The organism is Serratia sp. CY31944 (assembly GCF_052169175.1).
Classification (GTDB): Bacteria; Pseudomonadota; Gammaproteobacteria; order Enterobacterales; family Enterobacteriaceae; genus Serratia; species Serratia sarumanii.
In genome coordinates this window covers 1-12,552 of sequence record NZ_JBJNLG010000014.1, presented here as the reverse complement: position 1 = coordinate 12,552, position 12,552 = coordinate 1, and the positions used below count along the sequence as shown (strand labels likewise).

Annotated in this window: 15 protein-coding genes; 4 read left to right on the top strand and 11 right to left on the bottom strand. The window is 58.2% G+C overall.

What is annotated here, in order from left to right; genetic code table 11:
- The first annotated feature begins 75 nt into the window (after nt 1-75).
- Both ackA and pta read left to right on the top strand, forming a co-directional pair.
- Entirely contained in the window at nt 76-1,278 is a 1,203-nt protein-coding gene (gene ackA / locus ACJ8IN_RS15210; RefSeq protein ID WP_025303669.1) for an acetate kinase, read from the top strand.
- Between the two features lie 74 nt (nt 1,279-1,352).
- Nucleotides 1,353-3,512: a phosphate acetyltransferase gene (gene pta, locus ACJ8IN_RS15205; protein WP_033653759.1), complete on the top strand. Its 2,160-nt coding sequence runs from the start codon at nt 1,353-1,355 to the stop codon at nt 3,510-3,512.
- Between the two features lie 111 nt (nt 3,513-3,623).
- Here pta and ACJ8IN_RS15200 read toward each other — a convergent pair whose 3' ends face one another.
- From ACJ8IN_RS15200 to ACJ8IN_RS15170, 7 genes are all read right to left on the bottom strand, one after another.
- The gene (locus tag ACJ8IN_RS15200) at nt 3,624-4,070 is read right to left on the bottom strand and encodes a hypothetical protein (protein ID WP_033653823.1); all 447 of its coding nucleotides are present in this window, start codon (nt 4,068-4,070) and stop codon (nt 3,624-3,626) included.
- Nucleotides 4,048-4,440, bottom strand: a complete 393-nt coding sequence (locus ACJ8IN_RS15195; protein ID WP_072008404.1) for a polymorphic toxin type 44 domain-containing protein — start codon at nt 4,438-4,440, stop codon at nt 4,048-4,050. The genes ACJ8IN_RS15200 and ACJ8IN_RS15195 overlap by 23 nt, the downstream gene beginning before the upstream one ends.
- 322 nt (nt 4,441-4,762) lie before the next feature.
- Nucleotides 4,763-5,716 (bottom strand): transketolase family protein, encoded by a 954-nt coding sequence (locus ACJ8IN_RS15190; RefSeq protein ID WP_048321834.1) that lies wholly within the window; start codon nt 5,714-5,716, stop codon nt 4,763-4,765.
- The gene (locus tag ACJ8IN_RS15185; RefSeq protein WP_033635336.1) at nt 5,709-6,560 is read right to left on the bottom strand and encodes a transketolase; all 852 of its coding nucleotides are present in this window, start codon (nt 6,558-6,560) and stop codon (nt 5,709-5,711) included. Before ACJ8IN_RS15185 ends, ACJ8IN_RS15190 begins: the two co-directional genes overlap by 8 nt.
- 13 nt (nt 6,561-6,573) lie before the next feature.
- Entirely contained in the window at nt 6,574-7,953 is a 1,380-nt protein-coding gene (locus ACJ8IN_RS15180; protein WP_004936074.1) for a PTS ascorbate transporter subunit IIC, read from the bottom strand.
- Nucleotides 7,954-7,976: 23 nt separating this feature from the next.
- Nucleotides 7,977-8,258, bottom strand: coding sequence for a PTS sugar transporter subunit IIB (locus tag ACJ8IN_RS15175; RefSeq protein WP_025303676.1), 282 nt, complete (start codon nt 8,256-8,258; stop codon nt 7,977-7,979).
- A 92-nt stretch (nt 8,259-8,350) separates the two neighbouring features.
- Nucleotides 8,351-8,794 (bottom strand): PTS sugar transporter subunit IIA, encoded by a 444-nt coding sequence (locus ACJ8IN_RS15170; RefSeq protein ID WP_033653756.1) that lies wholly within the window; start codon nt 8,792-8,794, stop codon nt 8,351-8,353.
- Nucleotides 8,795-9,104: 310 nt separating this feature from the next.
- On the opposite strand from ACJ8IN_RS15170, the gene ACJ8IN_RS15165 reads away from it, so the two are divergent.
- Nucleotides 9,105-10,124: a LacI family DNA-binding transcriptional regulator gene (locus tag ACJ8IN_RS15165; RefSeq protein WP_004936083.1), complete on the top strand. Its 1,020-nt coding sequence runs from the start codon at nt 9,105-9,107 to the stop codon at nt 10,122-10,124.
- A gap of 55 nt (nt 10,125-10,179) precedes the next feature.
- Here the strand turns inward: ACJ8IN_RS15165 and yfcD are convergent, their stop codons facing one another.
- The 3 genes from yfcD to ACJ8IN_RS15150 form a co-directional block, all read right to left on the bottom strand.
- Complete coding sequence (yfcD, locus tag ACJ8IN_RS15160) at nt 10,180-10,725, bottom strand: NUDIX hydrolase YfcD (protein ID WP_004936086.1); 546 nt, start codon at nt 10,723-10,725, stop codon at nt 10,180-10,182.
- A 99-nt stretch (nt 10,726-10,824) separates the two neighbouring features.
- On the bottom strand, nt 10,825-11,376 hold the full coding sequence (gene yfcE / locus ACJ8IN_RS15155) for a phosphodiesterase (protein WP_038876428.1): 552 nt from the start codon (nt 11,374-11,376) through the stop codon (nt 10,825-10,827).
- 311 nt (nt 11,377-11,687) lie between these two features.
- Nucleotides 11,688-11,921 carry a DUF2188 domain-containing protein gene (locus ACJ8IN_RS15150; protein ID WP_071824282.1) on the bottom strand — a complete coding sequence of 78 codons (234 nt, stop codon included), beginning with the start codon at nt 11,919-11,921 and terminating at the stop codon, nt 11,688-11,690.
- A 141-nt stretch (nt 11,922-12,062) separates the two neighbouring features.
- Between ACJ8IN_RS15150 and ACJ8IN_RS15145 the strand changes: the two genes are divergently transcribed.
- Nucleotides 12,063-12,272: a hypothetical protein gene (locus tag ACJ8IN_RS15145; RefSeq protein WP_435967810.1), complete on the top strand. Its 210-nt coding sequence runs from the start codon at nt 12,063-12,065 to the stop codon at nt 12,270-12,272.
- Between the two features lie 39 nt (nt 12,273-12,311).
- On the opposite strand, the gene ACJ8IN_RS15140 is transcribed toward ACJ8IN_RS15145, so the two are convergent.
- The coding region (locus ACJ8IN_RS15140; RefSeq protein ID WP_442519506.1) for a hypothetical protein at nt 12,312-12,552 on the bottom strand (241 nt) is incomplete at its 5' end.

Here is a 12,552-nt window from a genome sequence, read left to right as displayed (position 1 = left end):
TGTCTGATTGACGATTAATTCACCACGTGTTTTCGATTTTCTTTTAACAACACGACTATTTAAGTAGGTACTTCCATGTCGAGTAAGCTAGTACTGGTTCTTAACTGCGGCAGTTCTTCTCTGAAATTCGCCATCATCGATGCCGTTAACGGCGACGAATTCCTCTCCGGTTTGGCCGAGTGTTTCCACCTGCCTGAAGCTCGCATCAAGTGGAAAATGGACGGCGCCAAACACGAAGCTGCCCTGGGGGCCGGCGCTGCACACAGCGAAGCGCTGAACTTCATTGTTAATACTATTTTGGCACAAAAACCAGAGCTTTCCGCGCAGCTGACCGCCATCGGCCACCGCATCGTGCACGGCGGCGAGAAGTTCACCGCTTCCGCCGTGATCAACGACGAAGTTCTGCAGGGTATCAAAGATTCCGTGCCGTTTGCACCACTGCACAACCCGGCTCACCTGATCGGCATCGCGGAAGCGCTGAAATCCTTCCCTAACCTGGCCGACAAGAACGTTGCCGTGTTCGACACCGCGTTCCACCAGACCATGCCGGAAGAATCTTACCTGTACGCCCTGCCGTACAGCCTGTATCGCGACCACGGCGTTCGCCGCTACGGCGCGCACGGCACCAGCCACTTCTACGTGACTCAGGAAGCCGCGAAGATGCTGAACAAGCCGGTAGAAGAAGTGAACGTGATCACTTGCCACCTGGGCAACGGCGGTTCCGTTACCGCAGTGCGCAACGGCCAGTGCGTTGACACCTCCATGGGCCTGACCCCGCTGGAAGGCCTGGTGATGGGCACCCGCAGCGGTGACATCGATCCGGCTATCATCTTCCACCTGCACGATTCTCTGGGCATGAGCGTTGACCAGATCAACAAGATGCTGACCAAAGAATCCGGCCTGCTGGGCCTGACCGAAGTCACCAGCGACTGCCGTTACGTTGAAGACAACTACGACAGCAAAGCCGACGCCAAACGCGCCATGGACGTGTTCTGCCACCGTCTGGCCAAATACGTCGGCGCATACAGCGCGCTGATGGAAGGCCGTCTGGACGCGGTGATCTTCACCGGCGGCATCGGCGAGAACGCCGGCATGGTGCGTGAGCTGACCCTGAACAAACTGGGCCTGCTGGGCTTCGAAATCGACCACGACCGCAACATGGCCGCTCGCTTCGGCAAATCCGGCGCCATCACCAAAGACGGCAGCCGCCTGGCGCTGGTGATCCCGACCAACGAAGAGTTGGTCATCGCGCAGGACGCATCCCGCCTGACCGCGTAATGCTCTCAAAACACCGTCAGCCCAGGCTGACGGTGTTGTTTTAGCCTCATGTTAATCGTGAAGAGGACTATTCTGTGTCACGTACTATTATGTTGATCCCCACCGGCACCAGCGTCGGCCTGACCAGCGTCAGCCTGGGTGTCATCCGCTCCATGGAGCAAAAAGGCGTTCGTCTGAGCGTGTTCAAGCCTATCGCTCAACCGCGCACCGGCGACAACGCGCTCGACCAGACCACCACCATCATCCGCAGCAACTCCACCATTCCGGCGGCCGAACCGCTGCGCATGGACTACGTTGAGGGCCTGCTGAGCTCCAACCAGCAAGACGTGCTGATGGAAGAGATCGTGGCGCGTTACCACGAGAACACCAAAGACGCGGAAGTGGTGCTGATCGAAGGCCTGGTGCCGACCCGCAAGCATCAGTTCGCCAACGCGCTGAACTACGAGATCGCCAAAACCCTGAACGCCGAGATCGTCTTCGTGCTGGCGCTGGGCAACGACTCCCCGGCGCAGCTGAAAGAGCGCATCGAACTGGCGCGCACCAGCTTCGGCGGCAGCAAGAACAAAAACATCACCGGCGTGATCATCAACAAGCTGAACGCACCGGTCGACGATCAGGGCCGCACCCGTCCTGACCTGTCCGAAATCTTCGACGACTCCACCAAAGCCAGCATCGCCCACGTCGATCCTGCGCAGCTGTTCGCCAACAGCCCGCTGCCAGTTCTGGGCTGCGTGCCGTGGAGCTTCGATCTGATCGCCACCCGCGCCATCGACATGGCTCGCCACCTGAAGGCCCGCGTGGTCAACGAAGGCGACATCATGACCCGCCGCGTGAAGTCCGTGACCTTCTGTGCGCGCAGCATCCCGCACATGCTGGAACACTTCCGCCCAGGCTCTCTGCTGGTGACCTCCGCAGACCGTCCTGACGTGCTGGTCTCCGCCTGCCTGGCGGCGATGAACGGCGTGGAAATCGGCGCCATCCTGCTGACCGGCGGCTACGCCATCGACGAGCCGATCAAAAAGCTGTGCGAACGCGCCTTCCAGACCGGCCTGCCGGTGTTCATGGTCGACACCAACACCTGGCAGACCTCGCTGAGCCTGCAGAGCTTCAACCTCGAAGTGCCGGCGGACGACCACCAGCGCATCGAGAAAGTGCAGAACTACGTGGCCAGCCACATCAACACCGAATGGATCGACTCGCTGACCGCCACCTCCGAGCGTTCACGCCGTCTGTCTCCACCGGCGTTCCGTTACGAGCTGACCGAGCTGGCGCGTAAAGCCGGCAAGCGCATCGTGCTGCCGGAAGGCGACGAGCCGCGCACCGTGAAAGCGGCGGCCATCTGCGCCGAACGCGGCATCGCGGAATGCGTGCTGCTCGGCAACCCGGAAGAGATCCAGCGCGTCGCGGCAGCGCAAGGCGTTGAGCTGGGCAAAGGCATCGAAATCGTCGATCCGGTCGCCGTGCGTGAAAACTACGTGCCGCGTCTGGTTGAGCTGCGCAAGAGCAAGGGCATGACCGAAGTGGTCGCGCGCGAGCAGCTGGAAGACAACGTGGTGCTCGGCACCCTGATGCTGGAACAAGGCGAAGTCGACGGTCTGGTCTCCGGCGCGGTTCACACCACCGCCAACACCATCCGTCCGCCGTTGCAGCTGATCAAAACCGCGCCGGGCAGCTCGCTGGTGTCCTCCGTGTTCTTCATGCTGCTGCCTGACCAGGTACTGGTCTACGGCGACTGCGCGATCAACCCGGATCCGACCGCCGAGCAGCTGTCTGAAATCGCCATCCAGTCTGCGGATTCCGCCGCGGCCTTCGGCATCGAGCCGCGCGTGGCGATGATCTCCTACTCCACCGGCAACTCCGGCGCGGGCAGCGACGTCGAGAAAGTGCGCGAAGCAACCCGTCTGGCGCAGGAAAAACGCCCGGATCTGATCATCGACGGCCCGCTGCAGTACGACGCCGCCATCATGGCCGACGTTGCCAAGTCCAAGGCGCCGAACTCACCGGTGGCCGGCCAGGCGACCGTGTTCATCTTCCCGGATCTGAACACCGGCAACACCACCTACAAAGCGGTACAGCGTTCCGCTGACCTGGTCTCCATCGGGCCGATGCTGCAAGGCATGCGCAAGCCGGTGAACGACCTGTCGCGCGGCGCACTGGTTGACGATATCGTCTACACCGTCGCGCTGACGGCGATCCAGTCTTCCCAGGCTGACGCTGCCGCCGCCAAGGCGTAATAAACCGTTAAAAAAAGCCAGTCAGGTAATCCTGACTGGCTTTTTTATGCCTGATATTCTTGGTGATTATGCTGTTTTAGACAATATCCGCCAAATCCGCTGCACCCACCATCATCGCCAGGCGCTGACGCCCCGTGCAGAAAAATCAATGGTGGGCATGATGGGTGTTTGGCTGTTCGTGGCATAGAAAAATGCCGAATTCGTAAAGGAATACACCTTGCCGGAAAAATTGATGGTGATGCGGTTTCCCTCACCACGGATAGTTGCATCAGCCCGATCCGCCGTCAAGATTGGCGCACTTTGCCCCAGCACTTTGATAGGGTCCCCATCCAGGCTTCGGTTCAAATAGTAACGATACACATCCGTGTCGGTAGCCCCCGCATTCTGGTACTCGGTGATGTAGAGCCAAATATCGTCGGTCAACTGCTTTTTGCTATAGAGCTTATCGTCATAAGTATCGCGGGTGGTATACCAGTATCCCGCCAATCCGACGACAATAACCAACAAAATTGCCGTCAGCAGCCGATGAGCCCATCTAGTAACCATGCCGATTTGCATAATCAATTCCTTGCTTGATCCAATATTGATCCTGAGGGTCATCACCATACGGCGGGCGTTGATACCAATGACTCCATTCTGACCGAGATGTTCCTGCCCGTGACTGAGCAAATCCGGCGCCCATCAACAAAATTTCTGCGGGAATTCCAGCCGCAGTACCGGTTGCCCCATAATTGAAATTACCAAAGTTAGCCAATGCGCGATTTTGCTGTTTGTAATCCCAAGGGCCCCGATTTTTTACCTGCTGGTAGAACCAATAATAAGTACCTGGCAGCGCCATGTTGCGAGGTTGCCCCTGCCTGCGCGCCTCGCGCAAATTTCTGGCAAGAACAGTAAAACCGCCTGGCGGCAGTAATGGAACCACGGCCATAATCTCCTCCTTGAGAGCCGAATGCAATTCAATCATAGGGTTAATGGAAAAATTACCCCCTCCCTTATTCACTCCATGTATGAATAAGAGAGGGTGATGTATATTATTCACAAAATGAATATAACCAATTGTTTTTATTGACTTATTTACAAATAATAAATTTTTATTCCTGCATTGGCCAGTTATTATCAATAAAAAAAGAAAAAGTCCCCTAGGGGACTTTACAATGGGTAGCATGTTGATAAACGTCTCTGGGCAGAACAACACGCGGGGAATAACCGATTTGATTACCGAAGAGAATGCCGGTAATTCCTATTCTGCTTTACAATAGCTGCCCGGCGGCCTCCAGAATATGCTCGGCGGTCAGGCCATACTCCTGTTGCAAGAACGCTTGGGTGCCCACCTGGCCGTAACGCTCCTTCACCCCCACGCGCCGCATCGGCGTCGGGCACTCTTCCGCCAGCACCTCCGCCACCGCCGATCCCAGCCCGTTATGAATGCTGTGGTTTTCACAGGTGACGATGCGCCCGGTCTTGGCCGCGTAGGTTTTGATCAGTTCACGATCGATAGGCTTGAGGGTGAACATATCGATCACCGCCGCGCTGACGCCCTGCTGCGCCAGCCTCTGCGCCGCCTTCAGCGCCTCCGCCACCATGATGCCGTTGGCGATCAGCGTAATGTCGTCGCCGTCGCGCAGCAGGTTGCCCTTGCCGATGGTAAAGCGCGAGCCCTCCTGATAGATGCGCGTCGCCTGCTTGCGAATGGTGCGCACCCAGTAGAAGCCACGCAGATCCATCAGCTGGCGCAGAATGTCGGCGAACATGGTGGCGTCGGTCACTTCCAGCACCACCGAATGCGCCAGCCCGCGCACGATGCCCATGTCCTCGAACGACATGTGGGTGCCGCCGTTGTGGCAGGCGCTCACCCCGGCGTCGGAGGCGATCACCTTGACGTTGTTGCGCTGATAATCCAGCGACATGAACAGCTGATCGAAACAGCGGCGGCTGGCGAAGGCGGTAAAGGTATGCACGAACGGCACCCGGCCGGTGAGCGACAGCCCGGCGGCGACGCCGATCACATTGGCCTCCATGATGCCGCAGTTGATCACGTGCTGCGGGTGATCCTTGTGTACGCCGTCCATCGCCATCGAGCTCATCAGATCCGCCTCCAGCGCGATGATCGGCGCGCCCGCCTCAATCTGCCGCCGCACCGCGCCGGCGTAGACTTTGCGCATTTCGACGGCGTCGTTTTCCAACTGCGTCACTACGTTAAACATGGGCGGCCTCCAGTTCGGCGATGGCTTTTTCGATTTCCTGCTGCACGTCCGGCGTCAGGCGCAGGTGGTGAGAGTTCGACAGGTTTTCCAGATAGGCCACGCCCTGCCCTTTGATGCTGTCGAGCACGATCGCCAGCGGCCGCTGTTCGCCGCCGCGCGCCGGCGCTACCGCCGCCAGCAGCGCCGCGATGTCGTCGCCCTTGATGGTCTGCACCTCAAAGCCGAAGGCGCGGAACTTGGCGGCCAGATCGAACGGTTGGATCACCTCGTCCAGCGCGCCGTCCAGCTGTTGCTTGTTGTAATCGATGAACAGCGTCAGGTTGTTCAGATTGTGGTGGGCGATAAACTGGAACGCCTCCCAGCACTGCCCTTCGTTCAGTTCCCCGTCACCGAGGATGCTGAACACCCGATTGCGGCGCCCCGCCAGCCGATGGGACAACGCCATGCCGGCGGCGATCGACACGCCCTGCCCCAGCGAGCCGGTGGTGGCGTCCACGCCGCGCGTGCGCAGCCGGTCCGGATGGCTCGGCAGACGCGTGCCGTTCTGGTTGAGGGTCTTCAGCTCCGCCAGCGGGAAGTAGCCCTTGATCGCCAGCGTGCTGTACAGCGCCGGGCCGGCGTGTCCTTTCGACAGCACAAAGTCATCGCGCTCCGGCCAGTCCGGATCCGCCGGATCGATGCGCATCACGCTGCCATACAGCACCGCCAGCGTCTCCACCACCGACATGCAGCCGCCGTAGTGGCCGAAGCCCAGCCCGGTCAGCGCTTTCAGCGTTTCCAGGCGGATCGCCCGCGCCAAGGCATGCAGTTCTTCAATTTCCGTTTCGCTCGTTGTGTAGTTCATCAGTCTGCCCTCGTTATTTCTCGACGCGGTCAGCGGCCGGCGCGCCTTTGCGTTTGCCCAGGAAGTTATGCGCCACCAGCAGCGCGAACACGGCGACGATCGCCAGCATGATCATCTCTTTCGACATAAAGCGCGCCATATTGCCCAGCAGGATGCCGATCGCGCCGAAGTCGGCGTCGGAGAAGGTGGTGTTGGCAAAGCCCAACGCCCCCAGCACCGGCAGCAGCAATACCGGCAGGAAGGTGATCAGCAGCCCGTTGGCGAAGGCGCCCAGCATCGCGCCGCGCCGCCCGCCGGTGGCGTTGCCGAACACCCCGGCGGTAGCGCCGGTGAAGAAGTGCGGCACCACGCCGGGCAGGATCAGCACCATCTTCAGCTGCCCCAGCAGGAACAGCCCGGCCAATCCGCCAAGGAAGCTGAACAAGAAGCCGATCAGCACCGCGTTGGGGGCATAGGGATAGACCACCGGGCAATCCAGCGCCGGCCGCGCGTTAGGCACCAGTTTTTCCGAGAAGCCGGTGAACGCCGGCACGATTTCCGCCAGAATCAGGCGCACGCCCTGCAGGATGATGAACACCCCGGCGGCGAAGGTGATGGCCTGAATGATCGAATACACCAGGTAGTTCTGGCCGCCGCTGAGCTCGCTTTCCACATAGGCCCGCCCGGCGCAGATCGCCAGGATCAGGTAGATGACGATCATGGTCATCGAGATCGAAATGGAGCTGTCGCGCAGGAAGCTGAGGTTTTTCGGCAGGTTCATCTCCTCGGTCGAGCGCGAGTTTTTACCCACCTTCGAGCCGATCCAGCCGGACAGCACGTAGCCCAGGGTGCCGAAGTGGCCGAAGGCAATATCGTCGTTGCCGGTGATGCGGCGCATATAGCGCTGGGCGATCGCCGGGAAGAACGCCATCACCAGCCCCAGGGTCAGCGCGCCGGTAAACACCAGCTGCACGCCCTCGAAGCCCGCCACCGTCAGGATGATGCCGATCATGCAGGCCATGTAGAAAGTGTGGTGGCCGGTCAGGAAGATGTATTTCAGCCGGGTGAAGCGTGCCACCACGATATTCGCCACCATGCCGAACGCCATGATCAGCGCAGTGGAGGCGCCGTATTTCTCCAGCGCGATGGAGACAATGGCTTCGTTATTCGGAATGATGCCCTGAATATTGAACGCATGTTCGAACATGCCGCCCAGCGGATTGAGCGACCCGACCAATACCGTGGCGCCGCCGCCTAAAACGATAAAGCCGAGAATGGTTTTTACCGTGCCTTTCACCACGTCGGAAAACGATTTCTTTTGCGCCAGCAAACCGATCAGCGCAATAAGCCCGACCAGAACCGAAGGCACCTTTAATATATCCACCACAAACTTAAGCGTTTCCTGGATAAACATATCCACCTCGCCAATCGTTTTATTCAGATGATTGAGTGGGCTTCGAAGTAAGCGCGCAGCTTGGCTTCCAGCTCATTAATGTCGATGATGTTGCTGATCACCACCAGCTGCTCGGCCGGTACGCTGGCGCTGTCGGCGATGTCTTTCGCCATCACGAACACGTCGGCGGCGCCGGGGGTGGCGGACGACAGATCGGAGTGTTCGACCTCAGCCTCCACGCCCATCTTTTTCAGCACCTTTTTAATGTTCATTTCCACCATAAAACTGCTGCCGAGACCGGAACCGCAAATCGCCATGATTTTCATAATATCCACCTGTTGAATTTAGCGTGTAGGGTAGCGCCGCCGGTCATATTCCCGGCGTTGTTAGCATTAATAGTGTTCCTGGTGATTAAGCGTTAATAGCGGGCGATAATATCCTCGATTTGCCGTTTATCTTTGGCGTGAAATAACGCCGCCATGGCCTGATTGTCTGAAAATAATTCCGCCAGTTGCGAAATCAATTCGATGTGGCTGTCGCCGTCGGGCGCCGAAAGCATCACCACCACCTGAACCGGATCGTTATCTGCGGAATGAAAGTTCACCCCCTGATGGATCTTCAACAGCGATAATCCCAACGCGTTGGCGCCCTCTTCGGGCCGGGCGTGCGGCATGGCGATGCCCGGTGCCAGGACGAAGTAGGGGCCGAGCTTCTCCTGCTGATGAAAGATGGCCGTCAGGTAATTCGGCGTGATCACGCCGTCTTGCAGCAGCGGCTGCGCGCTCAGCGTGACCGCCTGGCGCCAGTCCTCCACCCGTTCGCACAGCTGTATATGATCGGCGGTCAGCCACTCTTTCAGCACGTTACCCTCCTAAAGGTTGATGGTTTCGGCCGGTGATTAATTCACCGACGACGGTAAAACTTTAATCAACCCCTCCCGGCCACACAGTGATGGATATCACAAAGATAGCGCTACCAAAGCGCTATCATGCAGATCTGTGATAGCGCTATCAAAACGCCGCGCCGCGGCATGGCGTTAACCACAATTTTTTCTCGCTCTTTCGGGTAACGGGGTAGAATGTGCCGCATACGGGGATCGTCGAAGCCGCGCCGTCGGCTTCCCGCCCTCACCATTTTTATGCGCCGCGCGCGCATTTCAGTCGGGATTAGGCATGTCGATCGGTAAAAAACGACGCAGCACGGGCAGGGTGACGTTGGCTGACGTAGCGCAGCTGGCGGGCGTCGGCACCATGACGGTGTCGCGCGCGCTGCGCACGCCGGAGCAGGTTTCAGACAAACTGCGCGAGAAGATTGAAGCCGCGGTAAGCGAACTGGGGTATCTGCCCAACCTGGCCGCCAGCTCGCTGGCGTCGGCCTCGTCCTACACCATCGCCATGGTGGTGCCCAGCCTGTCCGAATCCGGCTGCGCCGAGATGTTCGCCGGCCTGCAGAAAGTGCTGCAGCCGGCCGGTTATCACATCATGCTGGCGGAATCGCAGCACCATCTGGAGCGCGAAGAGAAGCTGCTGGAGACCCTGCTTTCCTACAACCTGGCGGCGGCGGTGCTGCTCAGCGTCGAGCATTCGCAAAACGCCCGCAACGCGCTGATCGCCGCCAACATTCCGGTGGTGGAGATCGGCGCCGTACGCGCCGATCCGATCGACATGAGCATCGGCATCGACTACGTGGCGGCGATGTATCAGCTGACGCAAACGGTGATCGCCAGCGGCTATCAGAACATCGGGCTGCTGTGCGCCAACCAGGAACAGTGGATCTTCCAGCAGCACCTGCAGGGCTGGCACAAGGCGCTGCTGCGCAACCATATGTCGCCGCATCGGGTGATCAACGCCGCGCAGCCCGCCAGCTTCAGCACCGGCGCGCAGCAGCTGCCGGAATTCTTGCTGGCCTGGCCGGAGCTGGACGCGCTGGTGTGCGCCTCGGACGAACTGGCCGGCGGCGCGCTGTATGAATGCCAGCGGCGGCGCATCAAGGTGCCGGACAATCTGGCGGTGGTGGGGTTCGGCAACAGCGAGTTCAGCCGGGTGTGCCAGCCGCCGCTGACCACCATGACCATTCCGCATCGCGACATCGGCATTCAAGCCGGCCAGGCGCTGCTGGCGCGGCTGAACGAGCAGCCCTGGCAGCCGGCAGGCTCCCTGCCCGCCACGCTGTGCCGCCGCGACAGCTGCTGAATCCGCACCATAAAAAAAAGCCGGTCGATGACCGGCTTTCTTACGCGTTGGCGTCTCAGTGGTTGTCGAGCGGCTTGCCGTAATCCTGTTCGTTGTTGCGCGTCAGCCACAGCGACAGCGCCTTCAGCGAATCCGGAGTAAACTCGTCGCAGCGCGCGGTGATCTCTTCCGGCGTCAGCCAGCACACCTCGGCCACTTCTTCTTCCTGCAGCGCGAACGGGCCGTGCGATACGCAGCTGAACAGCGCGCCCCACACCCGGCACTGCTCTTCTTCGAAGTAGAACAGACCGTGTTCGGCGAAAGGCACGCCGGCGATGCCCAGCTCTTCTTCCGCCTCGCGGCGCGCCGAGTCCAGCACGTTTTCACCGCTTTGCACCACGCCGCCCGCCGTCGCGTCCAGCCAGCCCGGGTAGAAGTCTTTGATCTCGGTGCGACGCTGCACCAGAATTTTTCCCATCCCATCATGCACCACAATATAGGTAGCACGATGACGCAGCCGCTCCGCCCGCATCTGTTGACGACTGGATTGCGCAATCACCTCGTTTTGCTCGTCGACGATATCAACCCATTCGGTATCTGCAGCCTGACCCTGTTCCGCCATCCTCTAAAACCTTCTATTTTGGCGCGATGCATCCCGCGCGCTGGTTAATCAATGAGTGCTTTTCAAAGATTTTTATTGTGTGTGTATAAATTAGTGCGTTTAGCGTGTTAACGCCACTTCCGCGACGACCTTGCCGTCGTCGAGCGTCAGCACGCGCAAAGTGCCCCGATCCAACATGCCGTAGCTGGCCGGAAAGCCCCCTTTGGGGATGCTGACCGAGCCCGGATTGAAGCAATAGATCTCACCCTGCCGCTCCGCCTGCGGCAGATGCGTATGGCCGTAGGCCAGGACGTCACCGCGGGATAACGGCGGCAGTGCCGAGGGATGATAAAGGTGACCGTGGGTCAAAAACAATCGTCTTTTTTGCAGTAAAACCTGTTGCCAGGGCGCCTCGATGGGAAACGTCAGCAGCATCTGATCGACCTCGCTGTCGCAATTGCCGCGAACGGCGATGATCTTGTCGCTATAGCGATTCAATCGTTCGGCAACCTGAGCAGGCTGATACCCGGCCGGCAGCGCGTTGCGCGGGCCGTGATTCAGCAAATCACCCAGAAGAATCAGCCAGTCGGCGCCGTTTTGTTCAAACAATTCCAGCACGCGTTCGGTGGCCGGCAGCGAGCCGTGGATATCCGAGGCGAACATCAGCTTCATAACCTTGTCCTATAGAGGGAAATAAGCGCCATTTTACCGCGCCGGCGCCGTGCGGCAAACCGCCGCCCGCCCCGATGGAGAATTGTGATCCAGCCGCGCAGATAGCATCGGACGAATCCCACATAGCCTGCTATCCTTAGCTGCTATTGTTGGATCTCTGATATACCTTTGTGCGCGGCGAAGACCGCAGCAACGTGTAATGAATTACAGATCACCTTACCGCAGGAGGCAACATGATTGACCTATCAATTACAACTTTTTCCTCCCGAGTGCGGACTCAATAAAAAGGAGCCGATTTGGCTCCTTTTCAGTCACTTAGTATCTTTAGGTGGATATGGGTCGTGTCCATGTGAATCAGAGTTAGAAATCTTTCCGTCCCGATTATGGATCACTAACTCACTCTCTTGATTACGTGCAATTACTCGGGCAGCATCAATTGCTTCTTTCTTAGTGTTAGTAACAACCGTTGCACGGCTGTTACCCTCCCCTTTAACTTGCCATCCATCAGCATGGGGCGTCACGTGTTGATCTTTACCTTTTGCCATGTGTAAGTCCTCTTGATGGGATATCGAGTTCAGATTACACATCTTGAAACAAAATGTACAATTTGCAATCAGAAGGATTGTCACCCCCCTATCCTTACCCTAAGATAACTGTGGTTACTTTACCTACTGGGAATGATGAAAATGACAGAAGAACAATTCGAAGAAAAATACCCGAAAGAGAAATACGAGTACGTTCGGACAAAACGCCGCGTCCGTGGTCATCTCGGTCAGACCGAAATCGATTACTATGACATTATCGAACGTGATACCGGAAACGTAGCACTACAAGCCACTAGAGAAGAACACACAAACGTTAACGGCCTAGATACTACAGTACGCTGGGATTGCTGAAACGTGAATGAAAAAGCACAGGTTTTCCTGTGCTATATGTTAGAACCCACCCGAAAGCAGCAACGCGATCACTTTGAAGATCTCACCGATTGGCATCTGAAAAAGTACTATCCCGAAGTAGTCCAGTACTGGCACGACAACATACGAATACAATATAATGCCAGCACATACATACCCTAGTACTGTACGATAGCTTAATCCGCCCTTCCATTTTTCCTGATCTTCCCAGGCGTGCGGATACCCGACGCCGGGCTTGCTTTCCACGTTATTGAACCAGGCG